Here is a 21,445-nt window from a genome sequence, read left to right as displayed (position 1 = left end):
CCACTGGACGGCTGTCAGCTCATAACGCTTCGGCTTGGCCATGGGTCAGGCACCAGATCAGCAAATCCAGGGCCCCAGGAATCACAAATCACCCTCAAAGTGAATCCTGAATGTCGATTGGACCTAGGGCCGCCAAGGGTTTTCCCGCCGCCTACGGTTGCGCCGCAAATGCGCAGCCGTGGACAGAAACCTGAACATGCACAGCGGGAACAATGCATTCGGCGCGAGGACGACCTGAGTTATCAGACGTTTAGGCGGTTCGTAGAGATCGGGTGAGTGTTCGCGTATGGCGCACTACGAATGCGATATACATGACCTGCTGACGTGCCGATTGAATCTACACTTGTCTAATGCCTGTAACAGGGCTGCCCTCTCAGCCCGCCTGGAGCTTTGAACCACAGCAAGGAGCCTTGAAGATAATGTATAGCCTTACAACATTCTACATACGAGCTACCCACCCATTTTCATGTGTAACGCGTGACCGCCTTGGTCTTGGCGGAACCTTGGATTGGCTTAATATACATTGAGCTCAGAACCGACGCTGCATCGCTCCACGGCAGCTATGGTGAACTCTGACCCTCCTGACGTAGTGGGACATGGTCATTATGACGCGTTCGTCTAACTACAGCGACCCCATAGACCCGCGCCATGCATCAAACGCTGGCGAAGAGGCTGCTGGCGAGCGCCGAAATATAACTTCTCTATTCTACGATATTGTGAATTCAACAGCCCTCTTGAATTTAGTTGATCCGGAGGATTTTCATCAGGCTCTACTTGTCGTTCACAAACAAATTCAGTCTTCTATCGAAGAGCAGGGCGGCTACTTAGGTCAGGTCCAAGGTGATGGCGGACTCGCGTTCTTCGGATACCCAGCCCCTACCGAGGATGCTGCATACTGCGCGGTGACAGCTGCCCTTATCGCTCTCCGACGTTGCCAAGATTCAAAAACGGTAATCCGGGGACAATACATTGGCGTCCGGTTTGGGATAGCTACTGGCGTCGTTCTGCTAAATCCAGCAAATACGGAGAACTCAACTGATAGACAATTCGTTGGTTTGGCTCTGAATTTAGCCTCTCGAATACAATCGGAGGTCGAAGCCAACAGCATTGCAGTTGCAGAGTCTACCTATCAGCTAACAAAATCTGCTTTCGAATACGAGTTGATTGGTATGAAAATCCTAAAAGGGTTTGCTAGTCCTCAACGACTCTGGCGCCCTTTAAGGCATCGCGAGGTTATTGATCGGTTTTCGACTTATCGCAGTCAGGCCACACCATTTGTGTCGCGAACCGATGAGATGCAGGAATGTAGGCGCCTTTGGCGCCAAGCAACCCACGGAGTCGGGCAAGCTATCATCATCGTTGGCGAGCCAGGTGTGGGTAAGTCGCGGCTTCTGGCGGAGTTAAGTAGGGATCTTGAGCCCCATTTATCAATAGTTCGCCTTTATCAGTGCCAACCGAGAGGCAACTCCCGCCCACTACATCCTTTCATTGATCGATTGCAACGCGAAGTGCGAAACCGCACCAATCGAAGCTCGTCCGTTGCAGGGCGAGATCTTGAAGGTTATTTCGATACGATCTCACCCGGTCACAAGCGCGAAAGTGTAGAAACAATTGAGTTTCTGCTCAACCACCCACTTGGCGAGCGGCCTAGTTCTGAAAAATGCTTGGATCCGCAGCCTGACCCGGATTTTGCGGCAAGAGCGGTCGACGCGATCTTAGACTTGTTGTCTGCTGCCTGTAAGGTCCGCCCACAAGTAATCGCCATTGAGGACTTTCAATGGGCTGATACGCTCACCCGGTATGTTGTCGACGACCTAATTGGGAAATTGAAAAAGCTACCTTTGCTTTTGATCATAACGTCGAGAGATGAAGCCGATCTTTCACGCTTTGCGGCGGAACATGTTCAGAAAGTGGCCTTAGCTCCACTTGACAGGGCCTCTGTTAAGGAGATGGTTCTGCGGCTTGGAGTCCCTGTAGGGAGCGAACCGCTAATATCTCTTATCTTTCAGCGCAGCGACGGCATTCCGTTGTTCGTCGAAGAGTTCGTTCGGCTGCTACAAGATCAACTTGGGAATGGTTCTTCGATTAATCTAAGTGCAGCTGAGAGGATCCTGCGTGGCAGTCAAATTATGTCCCTTAGCGATCTTTTGGCTGCGCGTCTCTCAGCAGCAGGTCCTGCGCGGCGCATTGCGCAAGTCGCAAGCGTATTTGGTCGTGACTTCACATTGCAGAATCTCGTGCCGATTTGCCGTGAAACGATAGGGGACACTCAACTTACTAGTGGACTGGAGCAGCTGCGGAGACTTGGCATAATCGAAGTGCGAGTCCCTGATCTCAGCAACCCCGTCTTCTCGTTTCGCCATTTGCTTCTACAAGAAGCAGCATACGACAGTATGTTGAAGGCTGATCGAGTGACTCAGCACGACCGGATTGTTCGAGCATGTCTTGCCGGGCAACTAGCATCTATGCCTGATGAAATAATGGCTTGGCATTGCGAAAAATCAGGCCGGCATTATGAGGCGGCGCGGTTCGCTTTGAATGCGGCCGAAGCCTGTGCCACACGGTCTGCCCTTCGTGAGGCTGAACAATTGCTTATACTCGCAGAAGCGCAGCTTGATGCTTGTAGTGCAGAAGAAGCGGTCCGTGACGTCTTGCTCAAAGTTCTTACTCTGAGAGGAACAATTGCGACAGCGATCTATGGCACAGGCTCTAGCGAAGCTCGCAGCATATATGAGAGAGGCATCGCAATTTGTCGTGAAGGGGAGATGGGTAATCCTGAGAAGTGGTTCCCGCTATATTGGGGGTGGTGGTTCACGTCACCAGATTTTGATACACGCCGAGGCCGATCAAAAATCATCGTCAGTGATTTAGAAAACTCGCAAGATCCCGAGATAAGACTGCAGAGCTTCCACTGCGCCTGGGCCGCCAACTTTCATTCAGGCGCTCACTATGCATGCCTCAAGTGCATAGAGCACGGTCTCAAACTTTACGATCCTGACCGAGCGATTGTCAGCCGAGGCCGATACGGTGGACACGATGCGAAGGTCTGCGCATTGGGAGAGCGTGCTCAATCCCTTTGGTTCACTGGGGAGATCGATGCTTCAACGGAAAGTTCACTAGCTGCAGTAAGGTGGGCGGATGAGATTGCCCACGTTGGGAGTATATGCCATGCGCTTGATATGGCTATGCTTCACGGGTTCTATCGCCGTGATCGGTTGATGGTAAGCTCATTGTCCGAACGTCTCCGCGATATTGGTAACGAGCATGGATTGGCGGGCGCAATCGCAAAAAGTAGCATCTTCGCAGGCTGGTGTAGAGCGGACACTGCACCTGATGACGGACTTCATCTGATCCACGAGGGATTACGTGTTCAAAAGGAGGTCGGGACCGAGGAGGATTTGCCAATCTATCTCGATATGCTGGCGGAACTGACTGAGATATCCGGGAGCCTCGGGGAAGCACTTACGATCCTTGATAAAGCCATCGAGCACTCGCTAGCAACTGTTGACGCCTTCTGGTTAGCAGAGCTTTATAGGCGGAGGGCTGTGCTCAAATGGACGGCTTGCTACCAACCTGGTGAGATATCGTCAGACCTAAATTCTTCAGTCCGAACGGCTAATGCGCAGCACGCCCGTGCTATCCTAAAGAAAATTCAGGATTCAAAAGCCTTGATAGCATTGAGTTCTGAGGGGCTTTGAACTTGGATTGTAGCTGGCCATCAGTTTGTTCCGTTCCCGATGCGCTAGATAGCGATTTGCCGCCCGTGCAGCCAATCGTTCTAGTTAAAGATCTGATACGTCGGCGTCGTGATTTTGGAATATCTCGGATTGGTTCAATAAGTCGGTTGGATCGGGTTCGCATCCCCGTAATCCAGGTCACAAGGCCTCTTGCCTTATCAAATGCAGTCACGCAAGGTAAGGGTATCAACTACCTTCAAGCAACAATTTCCGCTTTAATGGAGGCGCTGGAGCTTTGGGCGGGGGAGGTTCCATGCCCCAACAGGATAAACACAACTGCCGCAGAGCTTGGCGCTAAGATCGGTGATCTCTATGACGCGTCCACTTTGGCTGGAGCTCAGCCCAGTTGGAGAGCCGTGCAGATCAGCTGGTCGCAGGGTTGGGATCTGTTTAGAAACGAGGCTATGTGGGTTCCGCTTGCCCTTGTGGATACAGTATACACTGTTCCAGCACCTCATCCGGACTTCTTCCCTCGTTCAACTACTGGGCTAGGTGCTGGCCAAAGCCTTTACCAAGCACTCTGCAAAGCTGCCCTTGAATTACTCGAGAGAGACGCCGTCGCAAACGCCCAGAGGACGCATCAGTTCTTCGATAAAACTCAAGTCAGTCCAGCAAGCGTGACGAATGGACTTTCAGCAAAGTTGATTAAAAAAATCCAGGAAGCGGGTTTATTAGTAGGGATATGGCGCGTTCCAGCACCTCATGATCTCCCAATCTATTGTTGTCATGTAATGGAAGGCCAGGGCTTCAATGAGCTTGCTCCACTACCCGGAGCCGGTTACGCATGTCACTTCACCCATGATGAAGCGCTGGCAGGCGCTCTTTTGGAGGCGTGTCAGGGACGCCTTACAGCCATTGCAGGAGCTCGGGAGGATATCACTCGGAACCTCTATCCAATTGAGCACTATAGAGGTCAACTTGCAGAATGGCGGGACTTTCTCAAGGCGCCAACGAACGTGATTGCGGTTCCTGAGTTGACCAACGAGAAAGGTGTCGACTGCGATCGAAGCACTCAGCGGCTGGTTCGTGCCTTGCGTAACGCAGGGGCGAAGCGGGCGATCGTTGTTCCCCTCTACGTCGAGCCCCCTAGCAGGATACATGTGATCAGAATGGTAGCACCGGGTATGCGACTCGCTCCATAAGGATTTACGGTTTTTATGAAGCTCAGAAGAGGGGCCAGCATGACTTTTGCTCAACATGATACCGTCGTATTCCTGGGGCCTTCTTTAGAGAGAGATACAGCAATAGGAATTCTCGGTGGCTGTTACTTGCCGCCCGCTGAGCAAGGATCGGTTGTAAATGCAGTTCAAATGTATGACCCACGCACTATCGTTCTGATTGATGGCTCGTTCGCCAGTGTGCCTGCTGTAAGGCACAAGGAGCTACTTTGGGCGATCAGCAAGGGAGTGCAGGTTATTGGAGCTGCAAGCATTGGAGCGCTTCGAGCCGCGGAGTTGCACGAGTTCGGCATGACCGGGTATGGCTTCATCTATCGTTGGTATCGAGCAACTATCGGGGCTGACGATGATGAGGTCGCTGTCGCAATGAGCCCGATTGAGATTGGCGCACAGCCTCTGACGGAGGCGCTAATCGACATCCGTTTGACCCTACGATTTGCTGCTCGGATGGGAGTAATTTGCGAGGATACCCATAAATCCTTGATTAGGATTGCGAGAGCAATGGACTTCCGTGATCGAACGTATTCGACAATATTAGAAGCTGCGAAGACGGAGCTGCCAGCTAACAGTCGCGAATCGCTGTCAAGGCTCGCCGAATGGATTGTAGATCACGCTATCAACCAAAAAGCCTCTGATGCGAAGGGGTTGTTGTCTGCTCTAAGTAACAAAGATACGAAGATTGTGCTTAAATCTACATCACAACCCTTTCGGATGACGGATGCATGGCTCGCAGACCTGGAAATCGCAGGTCTGCGGCTTGGCAATTAGTGGTGAGTGATAGTAATTGTGACTGAGCTGGAGTGACAGACTTCAAAGGGTGTGAAATACTAAATACCTATCTCGCGCAGGACTGTTGAAGATGCTCCGGGAGTCTAATCTTTCAGGGGACGCAAGTTCGCAGCGCCTTGGAACTCGATTCCTTATCTTTCCGCAGCCGCGATTTATCCCTGGCTACGAGAAGCCGGAGCCAGTTTGGATATCTACTCCGCGTGGTAGCGTGGGCGTTGGGCCATCCGACCATCGTCTCTACGTTGTGGACCCGCTTCAGCCCAAGGAGCCATATTCTGCTCCCTATCTGCCCCCGTTCATCGGCGATGTTTTCCCCCCTGCCGAGGCTGGGTCTGACGGGCATTTTGACGGAATCCTTCCCGGGACCCGTCAATTTCTCGCTGCGCACACTTTCGCAAGCGTGCGTCGAGTGTTGGATATCTGCGAAAGTTACATGGGATACCAAGTCCCATGGTTCTTTAGTGATACCTACGAGCGGCTCGAAGTCATACCATTGTTAGATTGGGACAATGCTCAGTCTGGATACGGCTACCTTGAACTCGGTGAGGACAGCACACGCCACGAGCCCTTTCCTTTCGCGCTCAACTTTGACGCCATTGCGCATGAGACAGGTCACCTATTATTGTTGGGCGCAATAGGAGCGCCTCGTTATAGCCCTCCCTCGATCGACTTCCTTGCTTATCACGAGGCGGCTGCAGACTTCACTTCGCTTCTCGGATTGTTGAATTTCGATACTGCCCTTGATCACATCCTGCGACGAACTCGCGGCAATCTCCTCATTTCTAATGAGTTGGATCGCCTTGCCGAGTTGTCAGATGAGAAGCAAGTTCGGATGCTTAGCCATTCCCTTAGGATTAGTGATGTCGGAGACGAGGTTCATGACCGATCTCGACCATTTAGTGGTGCGTTGTTCGACACACTCGTCGAGATATTTCAGTTGATTCTTGTAGAACGGGGGCTTGCTTCCTTAGACACCCGGGCGCTCCGAGAAGTCCGGTTAGATCTTGGGCAGGAGGATTTGGATCGAGAGGGTATACAGCTTCGCGAGGCCTATAACACGAGCCACTTCGCATTAAAGTCTGCTTTGGAGGAGGCACGGGATATCGTAGGCGAGATCTTTGTTGGATCTTGGCTCTACCTTGACCCAGATAACTTCTCATTTCCGTTGGCTTCTGAAGCGTTGATCGAGGCTGCCTCAAAACGTCGAGCTAGGCGTTTTGCAGACCAGGTATATCTGAATTTTGTGTGGCGGGGGCTGCTGTAGACTATGGCGATAGATCAATCAAAGCTGCGGCCGCCAACCGTTTCGACCGATGGATCGCGACCAATTTCAGGAGGAGTAAAAATGTCTTCGTCTTCGGATTTGCCTGCCCCCGGGAATTTCTGGGAGTTCGCAGCAGAAGAAGTCGTATTATATGGTGTAAAGCTGAACGCGATTGCGGGGGAGAATTTCGCGCTGCTGCCTTTGAGTCCGGATCTGCGCCTTATTTTGTCCGTCGGGAATATCGATCATGCTGCTGACCGAGATCTCGGTCCCGGGGAAGTTGCGATAGCTGCCATCTATGGCTATGCATACGAGGGTCACTGCTATCGGTTTGATAAAACTCGCCTTTTTGTGTTTACAAGCGACCCATATAGAGGTGGTGCAGGTGGTCTAGGAATGGAGGCAGTTGGGTGTGGCTTCGATACTGTTCCAGGCTATACGATGTGGCGGATCCGCTCGCTCGATACTCTCATTGAACTAAATCCGAACTTTGGCTCTGTTGAAAAGCTTATACTCGAAGCTAATTCCCCTGGTAGACGCGCTCCTAATACTTATAATTCGACGATGCAGATGGCGCATCGAAGTGGCCGCCTGCAGACTCCGTCGGGTAATTGAAGTTTGTGATGCCGTGAAGCATCCTGAACTCTCATCAACTCGTTTGTAGTGGGTAGGAACTCTCTCCGATGATTGAAGCGGCTGAGTATCGAAGCTCGGGATGTTCGGGGTAATCAGTTACACTCAAGGCCAGCGCACGTTAGCTGTTGGCCTTTAGGACGTTTGATTAGTCGTCTCTGCCGGAAACTACAGTACGTGCTCGTGTGCGACGACGAGCGACCTCAGTTCTTGTATCTGCAGGTCTGCTTGCAGACGCAGGCACCCGCTTATGCCCATTACTAGCACTGCCCGTCCGGACAGCAGGAAGCCGGCCTTTGGGAGTGACAGTCCGGTTCTTTTCGTTAGGACGCTGTGCTTTTGATGAGTGTTCGTCGAGAAAAGTTCGACAAGCGGCAAAGTCAGCTAACACTGCTGGTGGACACTCACTCCCCTGCTGCTCGGCAAGCGACCGAGCATAGCGCACCATTGCTTCACTGGGAGGACGTGGCCCCCTCTGCGGTGCGTCCTTTGCAGGCCCAGATGATCGTTGCGGGGCATGCTGATCAAGGAAGGCTCGGCAGATTGCGCTATTGCTTTTAAGCCCGCGGGGCAGCTTCAAGCCACGCTGGGCGGCAATCGATGTTGCGAAAGCGATCATCGCCTTTGTCGGAGGCTTCCCATCCCCTGCGAAGGGTGTTGGGAGACACGCTGGATCCAGAGCAACAGTGCCCGATTGTCCAATCGTCGTGATCAGCTCTCTGACACGGCTGCGGGTTCGCTCCTGATAGGCCGTGGCTCTGCCCAACGCCTCAGTTCGCGTGGATGCACGCCCGATCTCAGCTAAATCCGCCTCGAACATCGCCCGGCCAACCGGGTCACCATAGGCGGGAAAAACATGCCGGACGGCTGCAATGAACGCGAGACCAACTTCCGTCACCTGGATCGGCGGGTCCTTACCCTTCAGCAACTCAATATACTGGCTCTTCTGGAGCTTGGGCAGGATCGTGTCGCGAGTCGCGGCAGTCCCGAGGCCCTTGGGCTCATTTGGGTTGGCCGGGTTCTCGAGAGCAGCTTTGAGTGTTGGGTCTTCCACCTGATCGACGAGGCGGCCCATCACGACCGGCAACTCACCGCGCGTGATCCGCCGTGGTGGCTCGGTCTTGGCCGTCTCAATTCGAGCGTCAGTTGCCTTTCCAGGCTCCTTGTCGCGGACGGGCGGGAGGCGTCCGGTGGTGGGCTCCTCGTCCGGCTTGGCCTTGCCCGGAACAGCCTCATTCGCCTCGTCAGCCTCGGCTCCATACACTGCCCGCCAGCCCGGAGACTTGATCACGCTGCCGCTGACTGAGAAGCGCTTCAGACCAGGTGGTGTTGGGACCTGAACAGCGACCGCAGTGCGAGCGTCGATGCCGTCCGGCAGGTGCGCTGCTAGAAAGCTCTTGGCGACCAGCTCCCAGAGGCGGAGATGCTCTCCACTAATACTGCCTAGCTGCGGCACCTTGCGCAGCGGCACGATGGCATGGTGCTCGCCCGGATCTTTGACGTAATGACCCTTGTTGCCCTTGCGGAACACGAGGTTGCTCGCGGCTGGCACTAGGCTGGCAAGATCAGTCAGTACCCCGACAACACTCCCGATCACAGCACTGGCATCGCCTGTCTGACTCTCGGGCAGGTGCTCGGATTCAGTGCGGGGATAGGTCAGGTAGCCCTGATCGTAGAGCTCCTGTGCCAGCTTCGCCGTGTGCTGAGGATCCCAGCCGAAGCGCTTGGCGCAGCGACGGGCGAGGGTATCTTTTGAGAATAGACGAGGGGGCACCCGGCGCACGTCCTTCTGCTCGACGCCAAGCGGGCCTGACCAGGAAATGGCGGCCTGCTGAATCGCCTCGGCCACCTGCTTGTCGAGGATTTTGTCCTTTGGTGCGTGCCAGAGGGTGATCTCAGCTCCGCCATCTGTCGCGACAGTCAGAGCAATCTTGAAATAATCCTGCGGGACGAAATCACGGATGCGCTTCTCGAGGTCAGCCAGGATCGCGAGCGTCGGAGTCTGCACACCACCGAAGCGCCAGGGCTGTCTGAAAGCTGGCGGCCGGAGCCTTAAGGAGATTGCACGCGTGCCGTTGAGCCCCAGGTGGTAGTCCTCATATTGGCGGCACAGGGCTTCAAGATAGGCGGCATAGTCGCGCTCACCCGAGTCGGGCTCCTTGGCCATCGCTGCAAAGGCACGTCGGATTGAGACTTCATCGAGAGCACCCAGCTTGAGGCGATCTACCCGACCGCGATAGCCAAGATGCTCTAGCACCTCCCAAGCAATCATCGAGCCCTCGCGGCCTGGGTCGGTGGCGATGATGACGCGCTCCACGCCCTGAAGAGCTTGCTTGATCGCCTCGATCTTTGGCTTGTGCGACTGACCGGAGCGGTTGGTGCCATATGTAACAGGGATACGCTCGAGCACGATTGGCAGGGTATCAAGGCGCCAAGACTTCCATTCGTCCCGCACATTGCCGGGCTCCTCGGCAGCTAGGAGGTGGCCCTCGGCTGAGACACAGATTGTCGTAGGCGATTTGAAGAATCGCTGCAGCTGGCGCATGGCCGAGGGCTTCTCAAAGAAGAACAGCGTGCGCGATGCTGATTGAGCAGTCATAGCCTACAGTCATGCAGTCCAATTGCGATACGCAGCCCAAAGCTGGGTTACTAAGCCCGCCGTGAACGAATAGAGAACGTTACCCGCAGGGACGTTGCTGGTCAATGGAGGATAGGGCGACAGCTGAGCGGCCCTTAACGGCACTGTCACTCAATTGCAGACATGCCTTTTCTGCCGTGCGTCAGAACCCGCGCCCACAGATGCAATATTATTGGAAGGACCGGTCTTACCTAAACGGCAACAAATGTCAGGAAGAGTGCCGCGATTGTGGCCGCTACTGATCAGGCGAGAAATTGCCGCTCAAGCTTCAGTTCTATGGCGGAGGTAGCCTAGACTAACCTGCTGACTTAACTGAATTAAATGGCGGAGAGGGGGAGATTCGAACTCCCGATACGGTTGCCCGTATGCCGCATTTCGAGTGCGGTGCATTCAACCACTCTGCCACCTCTCCGGGGTGCGAAGGCGTCTAAGCCCGCTGGTTGAGGCCGGGTGGATATCATGGGCTTGGCGGGTCTTCAAGCACCAAAAATCAGGTTTTTGATTGACAAAGGAGAGGGCAGCCCGTAGGTAGGCGTCATCTATGAGCGGGCCCGCGTGCCTGCTCGTATCCATGCGGCGGCTCAAGCCCGCCGTGAACCGAAGCCGGAAACTGCCAAAAAGCCAATCCGGTGGGGCTTCCCCCGCTGAGAATTGGGTTTGAACACGAGGATCAGATGTTCGCAGTGATCAAGACCGGCGGCAAGCAGTATCGCGTTGCCGCCAACGACGTCATCACCGTCGCCACGCTCGCAGGCGAGCCTGGCACCGCCGTCACCTTCGACCACGTTCTCATGGTCACGAACGACGGTTCGACCCAGGTGGGCGCTCCCCTCGTCGAGGGCGTGACCGTGGCGGGCGAGGTGGTGGAACACACCCGCGGCGAGAAGGTCATCTCCTTCAAGAAGCGCCGCCGTCAGAATTCGCGCCGCAAGCGCGGGCATCGCCAGGACTACACCGTGGTGCGGATCACCGAGATCCTCGCCGGTGGCGAAACGCCCAAGAAGGCTGCGGCGAAGAAGACCACCAAGGCTGCGGCTGACGAGGCTGCGCCGGCCACCGCTGAATAAGCGCAAGGCAACACAGGAACACGGGAGTAACCCATGGCTCACAAAAAAGCAGGCGGTTCGTCTCGCAACGGTCGCGACTCGGCAGGCCGTCGTCTGGGCGTCAAGAGGTTCGGCGATCAGCAGGTCGTCGCCGGCAACATCATTATTCGTCAGCGCGGCACCAAATGGCATGCCGGCGCCAATGTCGGCATGGGCAAAGACCATACCCTCTTTGCCACGGCCAATGGCCGAGTCCGATTCCTGACGCGTCAAGGCCGAGCCTTTGTATCGGTCGTACCGGCCCAAGAGGCCGCAGAGTAAACGGCGAGAGCGAAACGAAGGAGCTCCCGCCGGCATCACACCGACCCGGCGGGTGAAGAGCTCCAGACAGGCCCAAAAGGCCAAGCTCCAATCCGAAACTGACAGGGGAGGTGGGATGTCCACCTCCCCTTCGTCATTTCTTGGGCCCAGGGAGGGCCCACCGGATCGGAGCAAGACGATGTTTCCCGACCTCACCCGTGACGATGTTTTCCGCCTCGAGACCCGCGGCCTCTGGCTCCGCTGGGCCCGTCTCGCGGATGCCCAAGCCATCGTACGCCTTGCCGGTGAGAAATCGGTCGCGGAGATGACGGCGCGCATTCCGCATCCGTATCACCCGGACGACGCCGAGCGATTTATCTTCATGTCCCGGCGGTCCAATGCGGACGGCCATGGCCTGCAGCTCGCCATCACGCCCAAGGGCAAGCCCAACAGCCTGATCGGCATGGTGGGCATCGGACCGGACCCGGAGACGGGCAAGCCCAGCCTCGGCTACTGGCTCGGCACCCCCTACTGGGGAAAGGGCTACGCCACCGAGGCGGCGAGAGCGCTGATCGACGCCTTCTTCGCCTATGGCGAGGGGGATGAGCTCACCGCGTCGACCCGGGTCATCAACCCGGCCTCCCGGCGGGTCCTGGAGAAGTGCGGCTTCGCCTATCAGGGCGCCGGCCTGGTCGAGCTGCCCGCCCGGGGAGGGCTCTACCCGGCCGACCATTTCCGCCTCGACCGGCGGGCCTGGGAGAGCCTGAAGAGCTGGAGCCATACCGGCCTCGTGCGGGAGCCTCTGTCCGTCGAGATCGAGGTGGACCGGGGGCTGTCCCTCGCGAGCTGAAACCAAGGGAGCGCTCCCGTGATCACGGGAGCGCTTCGCTTTTATCCGCGTTGCTCCCGCAGACCATCGCGGACGGGAGCCTTGTCTGAACCACAGGGCCTGATCGGCTCTTTGCGAAAAATGCTCCAGTCCCGTAAAGGATGCGGGTTATGAAATTTCTCGACCAAGCCAAGATCTATATCCGTTCCGGCAACGGCGGCGGCGGCGCCGTGTCGTTCCGCCGTGAAAAGTTCATCGAGTTCGGCGGGCCGGACGGCGGCGACGGCGGCCGCGGCGGCGACGTCTGGGCGGAATGCGTCGAGGGTCTGAACACCCTCATCGACTACCGCTACCAGCAGCACTTCAAGGCCAAGACCGGTGGCCACGGCATGGGCAAGAACCGGCACGGGGCCAAGGGGGCCGACGCGATTCTCAAGGTGCCGGCCGGCACCGAGATCCTGGAGGAGGACGGCGAGACCGTCATCGCCGACATGACCCATGTGGGCCAGAGGGTCCTGCTGGCGAAGGGCGGCAACGGCGGCTTCGGCAACGCCTATTTCACTACCTCGACGAACCGCGCTCCCCGCCGGGCCAATCCCGGCCAGGAAGGCCAGGAGCGCACGCTCATCCTGCGTCTCAAGCTGATCGCCGATGCCGGGCTGGTCGGACTTCCCAATGCGGGCAAGTCCACCTTTCTCGCCACCGTGACGGCGGCCAAGCCCAAGATCGCCGATTACCCCTTCACCACCCTCCACCCGGGGCTCGGCGTCGTGCGCGCCTACGGGCGCGAGTTCGTGCTGGCGGATATTCCCGGCCTGATCGAGGGAGCCTCCGAGGGCGTCGGCCTGGGCGACCGCTTCCTGAGCCATGTGGAGCGCTGCCGGGTTCTGCTGCACCTGGTCGAGGGGACGAGCGAGGATGCCGGGGAGGCCTACAGGACCGTCCGGCATGAGATCGAGGCCTATGGCCACGGCCTGTCGGAGAAGCCCGAGATCGTTGCCCTGTCCAAGGCCGACGCCCTGGACGAGGAGACGCTCAAGGAGCAGCTGAAGAAGCTCAAGAAGGCCTCGAAACAGACCCCTTACGTCGTCTCCTCGGCGTCCGGGCAGGGTGTGCAGGAGGTGCTCCAGGCGCTGCTCACCGTGATCGATCAGGCCAGGGCCGAAGAGGAGCCCGCCGCCCCGCAGGCGGAGTGGCATCCGTGACCCCGGAGCTCGGCCAATTCCGCCGCGTCGTCCTGAAGGTCGGATCCGCCCTGCTGGTCGACCGGGCCCGCGGACGGCTGAACCACGCCTGGCTTGCGGCGCTCGCCGAGGACATCGCGGATCTTCACGCGAGAGGCGCCGACGTTCTCGTGGTCTCCTCCGGGGCCATCGCCATGGGGCGCACCGTTCTGGGGCTGCCCGCCGGCCCCCTGCGCCTGGAGGAGAGCCAGGCTGCCGCGGCCGTCGGGCAGATCGCGCTCGCCCGCACCTGGTCGGAGGTGCTGGCGCATCACGGCATCACGGCCGGCCAGATCCTCGTGACGCTCGCCGACACCGAGCAGCGGCGGCGTTACCTCAATGCCCGGGCCACGACCCTGAAGCTCCTCGAGATGCGGGCCGTGCCGGTGATCAACGAGAACGACACGGTTGCGACCTCGGAGATCCGCTACGGCGACAACGACCGCCTGGCGGCGCGCGTCGCCACCATGATCGGGGCCGATCTCCTGGTGCTGTTCTCCGATATCGACGGACTCTATACGGCGCCGCCCGCATCCAATCCCGATGCCGAGCACATTCCGGTGGTCGAGCGGATCACGCCTTCCATCGAGGCCATGGCCGGCGGGGCAGCCTCCGAGCTGTCGCGCGGGGGCATGCGCACGAAGGTCGAGGCGGGCAAGATCGCGACAGCCGGCGGCACCCATATGATCATCGCGGACGGCCGCACGAAGAACCCGCTGAAGCGCATCGCCGAGGGCGGGCGCTGCAGCTGGTTCCTGACGCCGTCCAATCCGGCGACGGCGCGCAAGACCTGGATCGCCGGCGCGCTCGAACCCCGCGGGACGCTCTACGTGGACGAGGGCGCCGCCCGCGCGCTCCAGGCCGGCGCGAGCCTGCTGCCGGTGGGGGTGCGTCGGATCGAGGGCAGCTTCCATCGCGGCGATGCGGTGACGATCCGCAGCGAGACCCGGGTGCTCGGCCGGGGCCTCGTGGCCTACGATGTCGAGGATGCGGCGCGCATCATCGGCCGCCCCAGCCGCGAGATCGAAGGAATCCTTGGCTATCCCGGCAGGGCCGAGATGATTCACCGGGACGACATGGCGCTGAGCGACTGATCGGACGACAGAAGCTGCAGCAGAGCCTGGGCGTCCCCGGGAGCGGCACTCTTGATGTCGTTGTCGAAATAGACATAGACGCTGCGGCCGCCGCGCTGCCATTCGCCGGCCCGTCGCGACCAATCCTGCAGGGTCTCGGTCGAATAGCTGCCCGCATAGCGTCCGTTGGTTCCATGCGCCCGCACATAGACGAAATCCGCCGTCGCCACCCAGGGCGCCGGCGCATCCGCGTGGTCGGAGATGCAGAGCGCCGCGTTATGGTCCCGCAGGATGCGGAACACGGATTCCTCGTACCAGCTCGGGTGGCGGAACTCGAAGGCGCAGCGGCGGCCCCCGGGGACCAGCGACAGGCAGCGCGCCACCCGCTCCCGCGTCTCGTCGTCGGCCCTGAACGTGGGCGGCAGCTGGAACAGGACCGGGCCGAACGTGTCGCCCAGGCCGTTCATGCGGCCGAAGACGAGATCGATGCTCTCCTCGATCCCCTTCAGCCGCTTCATGTGCGTGATGAAGCGCGACGCCTTCCAGGCGAACAGGAAGCCTTCCGGCGTGGCGTCGTGCCAGGCCCTGACGGCCTGCTCGGTCGGGAGACGGTAGAAGGAGTTGTTGATCTCGGCGCTATCGAAGCGCTGGACGTAATAGGAGAGGAAATCCTTGATCTTCAGGCGCGCCGGGTAGAAAGGTCCGTGCCAGGACCTGTAGTGCCAGCCCGATGTCCCGATCCGGATCTCCGTCTTCGTCATGGCCGATGAGACCGTGCGGCTTGGCTGTGAAGCCGCCGGACGTGCTATGGGTGCTGAGTGGCGTATTTCCCCTGCAACCGTCAGGGGCCGGGACTTGGACATGGATGAGATTCGCGCCTTGATTGCAGAAGTGCTTGCTGACCACCTCAACGCGCCAGGTGCGCCATTGGTTGGAGATCCGGACGTTCCGGCCCTCATGGCCGAACTCGGCCGGCGCGCGCGCGCCGCGGCCAGGCAGGTCGCGCTGGCAAAGGCCGACGACAAGAACGCGGCGCTTCGGGCGATGGCGGCCTGCATCCGCGCCCGGGCGGATGCCATCCTGGCCGCCAACGCCGAGGATCTCGCCGACGCGACGGCCAAGGGCCAGAGCGGCGCCTTCATCGACCGGCTCGTTCTCGACCCGAACCGTCTCGAAGCCATCGCGGGGGCCGTCGAGAGCATCGCGGCGCTCCCGGATCCGATCGGGCGCGTGCTTGCGCGATTCGAGCGGCCGAACGGGCTTGTCATCGAGCGGGTGGCGACCCCGCTCGGCGTGATCGGCGTGATCTTCGAGAGCCGTCCCAACGTGACGGCGGACGCGGGCGCCCTTTGCCTCAAGGCCGGCAATGCCGCGATCCTGCGCGCCGGCTCCGAGAGCTTCCGCACGTCGCTCGCCATCGCCGAGGCGATGGGCGAGGGGCTGGAACGGGCCGGCCTGCCGCGGGACGCGATCCGTCTCGTGCCGACCCGCGACCGGGCGGCGGTCGGCGCCATGCTGTCGGGGCTCGGCGGCCATCTCGACGTGATCGTGCCCCGGGGGGGAAAAAGCCTCGTGGCCAGGGTCCAGGAGGAGGCGCGGGTGCCGGTCTTCGCGCATCTGGAGGGCCTCAACCACGTCTATGTGCATGCCGGGGCCGATCTCGAGATGGCCAAGGCCGTCGTGCTGAACGCCAAGATGCGCCGCACGGGCGTGTGCGGCGCGGCCGAGACGCTGCTGGTGGATCGGGCTTGCGCCGAGACCCATCTGGGGCCCCTGATCTCCATGCTGCTCGATGCGGGCTGCGCCGTGCGCGGCGACGAGGCCGTGCAGGCGGTCGACCCGCGCGTGACGCCGGCCACGGAGGACGACTGGCGCACCGAATATCTCGACGCGATCATCGCGGCCCGGGTTGTGGACGGCCTGGAGGCGGCAACCGCCCATATCGAGGCTTACGGCTCCCACCATACGGATTCCATCGTGACCGACGATGACGCGGCGGCCGAGCGCTTCCTGGCCGAGGTCGATTCCGCCATCGTGCTCCACAATGCCTCGACCCAGTTCGCGGACGGCGGCGAATTCGGGTTCGGCGCCGAGATCGGCATCGCCACGGGGCGCATGCATGCCCGGGGGCCGGTCGGCGTCGAGCAGCTGACCTCTTTCAAGTATCGCATCCGCGGCGCGGGCCAGACGCGCCCGTGAAGCCGGCCTCGTCCCGCTTCCGCCTCAGGCCCTCGGGCCTGACCCGTCTGCCGCGGGCCGCCGCCGGCATGCGGATCGGCCTCTACGGCGGATCGTTCAACCCGGCCCATGCCGGGCATCGCCACGTGAGCCTCATGGCCCTGAAGCGGCTGGGTCTCGACCGGGTCTGGTGGATCGTCACCCCGGGCAATCCCCTGAAGGATACGGGCGAGCTGGCCACGACCGAAATGCGCGTCGAGGAGGCCAGGCGGGTCTCCGACGACCCGCGCATCGACGTGACCGCCTTCGAGGAGGAAATCGGAGCCCGCTATACGGTCGACACCCTGGCCTATCTCAAGCGCCGGTATCCGGGGGTTCGGTTCGTCTGGATCATGGGCGCCGACAATCTGGCGAGCTTCCACCGGTGGCGGGGCTGGCGGCGCATCGCCGGGATGATGCCCATGGCCGTGATCGACCGGCCCGGCTGGACCCTGAAGGCGGCCCGCTCCCGCAGCGCCACCGCCCTGTCCTCCAGCCGGATCGGCGAGAACGAAGCCCTTGCCCTGCCAGGGCTCGAGCCGCCGGCCTGGGTGTTCCTGCACGGCCCCCGATCCCACCTGTCATCCACGAAGCTGCGCCAGATGAGACGAACTTCTCCTGTCGGAAGGCGTTGAAAATTGGGGCCTTCCCGCATTATCTTAAGGGTCGGCACCCTCCGAGTGCCGTTGAGAAAGGGTCTGAACCTGAACCGACTATCTTCCGTCGAAGCGGACAAGAACCCGCTTCCGCCTCTCTCCGGAGCGGACGCTCCGCACGATGAGGACATCCGGGCCGTCGCCCTGGCCTCCCTCGAGGACATGAAGGCCGAAAACACGGTCGAGATCGACCTGGCCGGAAAGACCTCCCTTGCCGACACCATGATCGTGACATCGGGCCGTTCCGATCGCCATGTGGGCGCCATCGCCGACCGCGTGATCAAGGACCTGAAGGACAAGGGGTTCGGGAATGCGCGCGTGGAGGGGCTGCCCGCCTGCGACTGGGTGCTGATCGATGCCGGCGACGTGCTCATCCACGTTTTCCGTCCCGAGGTGCGTGGCTTCTACAACCTCGAGAAGATGTGGGGCGCCGACCGTCCGCAGGACCGCGTCAGCTAACACAAGGCAAGATTCGTGCGACTGAGCTTGCTGGCCGTGGGCCGACTCAAGAGCGGCCCCGAACGTGAGCTCGTCGAACGTTACAAGCAGCGGGTCGAGGGCATGGGTCGTGCCCTGGGCCTGGGCGGGTTCGACATCGTGGAATTGCCCGAGAGCCGGGCACGCCGCGAGGACGACCGGCGCGCGGAAGAGGCCGAGGCCCTTCTCGACAAGGCAGGCTCGTCCGTGCTGATCGTCTTCGACGAGCGCGGCAAGAGCCCTTCGAGCGAAGCCTTCGCCGAGCGCATCAGGCAATGGCGCGACGAGGGCCGCTCCGGCGTCGCCTGCGTGATCGGCGGCCCCGACGGGCTCGATCCCCGGCTGAGACAGCGGGCCGACCTGGTCGTGTCCTTCGGGGCGCTCACTATGCCGCACCAGATCGTGCGGGCGCTCGTGGCCGAGCAGCTCTATAGAGCCCTGACAATCCTGGCCGGACACCCTTATCATCGCGCCGGCCACGACGATTCCTGACGGATGAAACGCTTCGACTCCTTCTTTTCCCGCAAGGCCTATGCCCCCATGGCGCTCGGCCTTGCCGCTTGGATGGTTGCCGCCAGCCTGAGCCCCGCCGGGGCCCAGCAGCCTGCGCCTGCGCCGGCGCCTCAGCCCGCTCCCGGCGGACCGGCCGAGGAGAAGGCCCAGCGGGAGAAGGACCTGAAGGTTCTGGAAGACGCGATCGCGGCCAATGCGGAGTCGCGCAAGCGTCTCGAAGCCGAGATCGACGACATCAAGGCGGACCGGGCGAAGCTCAATGCCGCCCTGATCGAGACCGCAGACCGGGTCCGCGGCACCGAGGACCGGATCCGCGGACTGGAGCAGAGGCTTCAGACGCTCGGATCCAGCGAGGCGGCCATTCGCCGCTCCCTTCAGAGCCGGCGCGGCGTCATCATCGAGGTTTTCGCAGCCCTCCAGCGCATGGGCCGCCGGCCGCCGCCCGCCGTGCTGGTGCGGCCTGAGGACATGCTCGAGGCGGTCCGCGCCTCGATCATGCTGGGGGCGGTTTTGCCGGAACTGCGCCAGGAGGCCGAGATTCTGGCCGGCGACCTCGCCGAGCTCGTGCGCCTCAAGGATGCCATCACGGCCGACCGCGCGACGCTCAACGGGGAGCTGACCGCCCTCAACCGGGAGCAGGAGCGCCTCGCCGCCCTCATGGACGCCCGGCAGAGCCGCATCGCCGAGGTCGAGCGCAATGCGGGCGCCGAGCGGCAGAAGGCCGAGGAGCTTGCCCGCCGGGCCGGCACCCTGAAGGAACTGGTCGACCGGATGGAGGCGGAGATCGCCGGGGCCAGGCGCGCCGCCGAGGAGGCTCGCAAGGCCGCCGAGGCCCAGGAGCGGGAAACCCGGGAAAAATTCGCCCAGCTGGCCTTCCGGGATCCGGCCCGACTCGCCCCGAAAATCCCGTTCTCCGAGGCGCGGGGCCTGCTGCCCCGTCCCGTCAGCGGCGAGACGGCCCTGGAATTCGGGGCCGCCGACGGCTATGGCGGAACGACGCGTGGCATTTCGATCACGACGCGACCCAAGGCGAGTGTGGTATCACCCGCCGACGGGTGGGTGTCCTTTGCCGGCCCCTTCCGGTCCTATGGTCGACTCTTGATCATCAATGCCGGTGGGGGATACTATGTTCTTCTGGCAGGGATGGACCATATCAATGTCGATGTGGGGCAGTTCGTGCTCGCAGGCGAACCCGTTGCGACCATGGGGGAGGCTCCTCTCATGAGTTTGATCGGTGCCGCCATAGAAAAGAACAATCCCGTCCTCTATGTTGAGTTCAGGAAAGACGGCGGTTCAATTGACCCAGGTCCCTGGTGGGCAAAATCGCAAAGCGAAAAGGTTCGCGGATAATGCGCAAACTATCCCTTTTGATTCTCGGTGCGGCCATCGGCGCCGGCGGCGCGACCATGGTGTCGCAGACCAGCCTCCTGTCGGGCATGAGCGCGGTTGCCGCCTCGGCTGACACGTACCGCCAGCTGAGCCTTTTTGGAGACGTCTTCGAGAAGGTGCGGACGGATTACGTGGAGAAGCCCGAAGAGTCGAAGCTGGTCGAGGCCGCCATCAACGGCATGCTGACCTCGCTCGACCCGCATTCGAGCTACATGGACGCCAAGAGCTTCCGTGACATGCAGGTGCAGACCCGCGGCGAGTTCGGCGGCCTGGGCATCGAGGTCACCATGGAGGACGGCCTCGTGAAGGTCGTGACTCCGATCGACGAGACGCCCGCCTCCCGCGCCGGAATCCTGGCCAACGACGTCATTACCCACATCAACGACGAACCCGTTCAGGGCCTCAACCTGAACCAGGCCGTCGACAAGATGCGCGGCCCGGTCAATTCCTCGGTCACCCTCAAGATCCAGCGCAAGGAAGCCAAGGATCCGGTGGTGGTGAAGCTGACCCGCGAGACCATCAAGGTCCGCCCGGTTCGCGCCCGCGTGGAGGGCGACATCGGCGTCCTGCGCGTCACCCAGTTCAACGAGCAGACCTTCGACGGCCTGCGCTCCGGCATCGAGAAGCTCACCTCCGATATCGGCGCCGACAAGGTGGCGGGCTTCGTCGTCGACCTGCGCAACAATCCGGGCGGCCTGCTCGACCAGGCGATCATGGTGTCCGACGCCTTCCTCGACCGCGGCGAGATCGTCTCGACCCGCAGCCGCAATGCCGAGGATACCCAGCGCTTCAGCGCCAAGGTCGGCGATCTGGCCAAGGGCAAGCCCCTGGTGGTGCTCGTCAACGGAGGCTCGGCTTCGGCCTCGGAGATCGTGGCCGGCGCCCTGCAGGACCACAAGCGCGCGACGGTTCTCGGAACCCGCTCGTTCGGCAAGGGCTCCGTGCAGACCATCATTCCGCTCGGCGGCAACGGGGCCGTGCGCCTGACGACGGCGCGCTACTACACCCCGTCCGGCCGCTCGATCCAGGCCAAGGGCATCGATCCGGACATCGAGGTGCTGCAGGACGTGCCCGACGAGCTGAAGGGCAAGGACGAGACCAAGGGCGAGGCCGGTCTGCGCGGCCACCTGCAGAACGGCGGCGAGAAGGAAGAGCGTGGCGGTTCCTCCGCCTACGTTCCGCCGGATCCGGCCAAGGACAAGCAGCTCCTGGCGGCCTACGACCTGCTGCACGGCGTTCGCAAGGGCGCTGCCAACACCACGACGACGCCCAACTGATCGGCGACGTCAGCAAACGCTTCATGGATGCATCTGGGCCTGGCGGAACCATCCCGCCGGGCCCATTTCTCATTCAGGCGCCTACAACCGTTCCGGGAGGCTTGTGCAAGGCTCGGTGAAGCGGCACTCTCTTTGCCTGCTTCGGAACCATGCGTCAGCGTCGGCAGTCTTCAAGAACCGGCCGCAGCGGGTTTCGTCATCGAGGG

General features: G+C 60.8%; 18 protein-coding genes and 1 tRNA gene. 16 read left to right on the top strand and 3 right to left on the bottom strand.

What is annotated here, in order from left to right; translation table 11 throughout:
- The first annotated feature begins 605 nt into the window (after positions 1-605).
- The 5 genes from OCW50_RS26725 (at position 606) to OCW50_RS26705 (ending at position 7,583) form a co-directional block, all read left to right on the top strand.
- Positions 606-3,698, top strand: a complete 3,093-nt coding sequence (locus tag OCW50_RS26725) for an ATP-binding protein (protein WP_262299667.1) — start codon at positions 606-608, stop codon at positions 3,696-3,698.
- A 65-nt stretch (positions 3,699-3,763) separates the two neighbouring features.
- Positions 3,764-4,879: a YcaO-like family protein gene (locus tag OCW50_RS26720; protein WP_262299666.1), complete on the top strand. Its 1,116-nt coding sequence runs from the start codon at positions 3,764-3,766 to the stop codon at positions 4,877-4,879.
- A 39-nt stretch (positions 4,880-4,918) separates the two neighbouring features.
- Positions 4,919-5,683, top strand: a complete 765-nt coding sequence (locus OCW50_RS26715) for a TfuA-like protein (RefSeq protein WP_262299665.1) — start codon at positions 4,919-4,921, stop codon at positions 5,681-5,683.
- Positions 5,684-6,137: 454 nt separating this feature from the next.
- Positions 6,138-6,968 (top strand): gluzincin family metallopeptidase, encoded by an 831-nt coding sequence (locus OCW50_RS26710; protein WP_262299664.1) that lies wholly within the window; start codon positions 6,138-6,140, stop codon positions 6,966-6,968.
- Between the two features lie 81 nt (positions 6,969-7,049).
- The gene (locus OCW50_RS26705; protein ID WP_262299663.1) at positions 7,050-7,583 is read left to right on the top strand and encodes a hypothetical protein; all 534 of its coding nucleotides are present in this window, start codon (positions 7,050-7,052) and stop codon (positions 7,581-7,583) included.
- 166 nt (positions 7,584-7,749) lie between these two features.
- On the opposite strand, the gene OCW50_RS26700 is transcribed toward OCW50_RS26705, so the two are convergent.
- Both OCW50_RS26700 and OCW50_RS26695 read right to left on the bottom strand, forming a co-directional pair.
- Positions 7,750-10,200 (bottom strand): type IA DNA topoisomerase, encoded by a 2,451-nt coding sequence (locus tag OCW50_RS26700; protein WP_262299662.1) that lies wholly within the window; start codon positions 10,198-10,200, stop codon positions 7,750-7,752.
- Positions 10,201-10,561: 361 nt separating this feature from the next.
- Positions 10,562-10,651: transfer RNA gene (locus OCW50_RS26695), tRNA-Ser, on the bottom strand.
- Positions 10,652-10,913: 262 nt separating this feature from the next.
- Here OCW50_RS26695 and rplU point away from each other — a divergent pair.
- From rplU to proB, 5 genes are all read left to right on the top strand, one after another.
- A complete protein-coding gene (gene rplU / locus OCW50_RS26690; protein ID WP_262299661.1) occupies positions 10,914-11,306 on the top strand; it encodes a 50S ribosomal protein L21 in 393 nt (130 codons plus the stop codon).
- Positions 11,307-11,339: 33 nt separating this feature from the next.
- On the top strand, positions 11,340-11,606 hold the full coding sequence (gene rpmA / locus OCW50_RS26685) for a 50S ribosomal protein L27 (RefSeq protein WP_036355650.1): 267 nt from the start codon (positions 11,340-11,342) through the stop codon (positions 11,604-11,606).
- Between the two features lie 178 nt (positions 11,607-11,784).
- Entirely contained in the window at positions 11,785-12,435 is a 651-nt protein-coding gene (locus tag OCW50_RS26680; RefSeq protein ID WP_262271423.1) for a GNAT family N-acetyltransferase, read from the top strand.
- A 149-nt stretch (positions 12,436-12,584) separates the two neighbouring features.
- Positions 12,585-13,619, top strand: coding sequence for a GTPase ObgE (obgE, locus tag OCW50_RS26675; protein WP_262271424.1), 1,035 nt, complete (start codon positions 12,585-12,587; stop codon positions 13,617-13,619).
- Positions 13,616-14,731 carry a glutamate 5-kinase gene (proB, locus tag OCW50_RS26670; RefSeq protein WP_262299660.1) on the top strand — a complete coding sequence of 372 codons (1,116 nt, stop codon included), beginning with the start codon at positions 13,616-13,618 and terminating at the stop codon, positions 14,729-14,731. The genes obgE and proB overlap by 4 nt, the downstream gene beginning before the upstream one ends.
- On the opposite strand, the gene OCW50_RS26665 is transcribed toward proB, so the two are convergent.
- Positions 14,701-15,471, bottom strand: a complete 771-nt coding sequence (locus tag OCW50_RS26665) for a DUF72 domain-containing protein (RefSeq protein ID WP_262271426.1) — start codon at positions 15,469-15,471, stop codon at positions 14,701-14,703. The genes proB and OCW50_RS26665 overlap by 31 nt on opposite strands.
- 196 nt (positions 15,472-15,667) lie before the next feature.
- Between OCW50_RS26665 and OCW50_RS26660 the strand changes: the two genes are divergently transcribed.
- The 6 genes from OCW50_RS26660 to OCW50_RS26635 all read left to right on the top strand — a co-directional run bounded on the left by OCW50_RS26660 (position 15,668) and on the right by OCW50_RS26635 (position 21,239).
- The gene (locus OCW50_RS26660; RefSeq protein ID WP_262299669.1) at positions 15,668-16,909 is read left to right on the top strand and encodes a glutamate-5-semialdehyde dehydrogenase; all 1,242 of its coding nucleotides are present in this window, start codon (positions 15,668-15,670) and stop codon (positions 16,907-16,909) included.
- Positions 16,906-17,562: a nicotinate-nucleotide adenylyltransferase gene (locus OCW50_RS26655; protein WP_262271427.1), complete on the top strand. Its 657-nt coding sequence runs from the start codon at positions 16,906-16,908 to the stop codon at positions 17,560-17,562. The genes OCW50_RS26660 and OCW50_RS26655 overlap by 4 nt, the downstream gene beginning before the upstream one ends.
- 150 nt (positions 17,563-17,712) lie before the next feature.
- Positions 17,713-18,042, top strand: a complete 330-nt coding sequence (gene rsfS, locus OCW50_RS26650; protein ID WP_262271441.1) for a ribosome silencing factor — start codon at positions 17,713-17,715, stop codon at positions 18,040-18,042.
- 15 nt (positions 18,043-18,057) lie between these two features.
- Complete coding sequence (gene rlmH, locus OCW50_RS26645; RefSeq protein ID WP_262299659.1) at positions 18,058-18,552, top strand: 23S rRNA (pseudouridine(1915)-N(3))-methyltransferase RlmH; 495 nt, start codon at positions 18,058-18,060, stop codon at positions 18,550-18,552.
- 3 nt (positions 18,553-18,555) lie between these two features.
- Positions 18,556-19,923 (top strand): murein hydrolase activator EnvC family protein, encoded by a 1,368-nt coding sequence (locus tag OCW50_RS26640; RefSeq protein ID WP_262299658.1) that lies wholly within the window; start codon positions 18,556-18,558, stop codon positions 19,921-19,923.
- Complete coding sequence (locus tag OCW50_RS26635) at positions 19,923-21,239, top strand: S41 family peptidase (protein ID WP_262271430.1); 1,317 nt, start codon at positions 19,923-19,925, stop codon at positions 21,237-21,239. The genes OCW50_RS26640 and OCW50_RS26635 overlap by 1 nt, the downstream gene beginning before the upstream one ends.
- Positions 21,240-21,445 lie beyond the last annotated feature (206 nt).

It is taken from the genome of Microvirga sesbaniae (assembly GCF_025460805.1).
Taxonomy (GTDB): Bacteria; Pseudomonadota; Alphaproteobacteria; order Rhizobiales; family Beijerinckiaceae; genus Microvirga; species Microvirga sesbaniae.
Note: the sequence above shows the minus strand (reverse complement) of the source record. Positions and strands in the feature narration are given on the sequence as shown.

Coding starts and splice junctions, on each gene's coding strand:
- OCW50_RS26725 (WP_262299667.1), top strand. CDS start 606: ATGACGCGTTCGTCTAACTACAGCGACCCCATAGACCCGCGCCATGCA.
- OCW50_RS26715 (WP_262299665.1), top strand. CDS start 4,919: ATGACTTTTGCTCAACATGATACCGTCGTATTCCTGGGGCCTTCTTTA.
- OCW50_RS26710 (WP_262299664.1), top strand. CDS start 6,138: ATGGGATACCAAGTCCCATGGTTCTTTAGTGATACCTACGAGCGGCTC.
- OCW50_RS26705 (WP_262299663.1), top strand. CDS start 7,050: ATGTCTTCGTCTTCGGATTTGCCTGCCCCCGGGAATTTCTGGGAGTTC.
- OCW50_RS26700 (WP_262299662.1), bottom strand. CDS start 10,200: ATGACTGCTCAATCAGCATCGCGCACGCTGTTCTTCTTTGAGAAGCCC.
- rplU (WP_262299661.1), top strand. CDS start 10,914: ATGTTCGCAGTGATCAAGACCGGCGGCAAGCAGTATCGCGTTGCCGCC.
- rpmA (WP_036355650.1), top strand. CDS start 11,340: ATGGCTCACAAAAAAGCAGGCGGTTCGTCTCGCAACGGTCGCGACTCG.
- OCW50_RS26680 (WP_262271423.1), top strand. CDS start 11,785: ATGTTTCCCGACCTCACCCGTGACGATGTTTTCCGCCTCGAGACCCGC.
- obgE (WP_262271424.1), top strand. CDS start 12,585: ATGAAATTTCTCGACCAAGCCAAGATCTATATCCGTTCCGGCAACGGC.
- OCW50_RS26665 (WP_262271426.1), bottom strand. CDS start 15,471: ATGACGAAGACGGAGATCCGGATCGGGACATCGGGCTGGCACTACAGG.
- OCW50_RS26660 (WP_262299669.1), top strand. CDS start 15,668: ATGGCCGAACTCGGCCGGCGCGCGCGCGCCGCGGCCAGGCAGGTCGCG.
- OCW50_RS26640 (WP_262299658.1), top strand. CDS start 18,556: ATGAAACGCTTCGACTCCTTCTTTTCCCGCAAGGCCTATGCCCCCATG.
- OCW50_RS26635 (WP_262271430.1), top strand. CDS start 19,923: ATGCGCAAACTATCCCTTTTGATTCTCGGTGCGGCCATCGGCGCCGGC.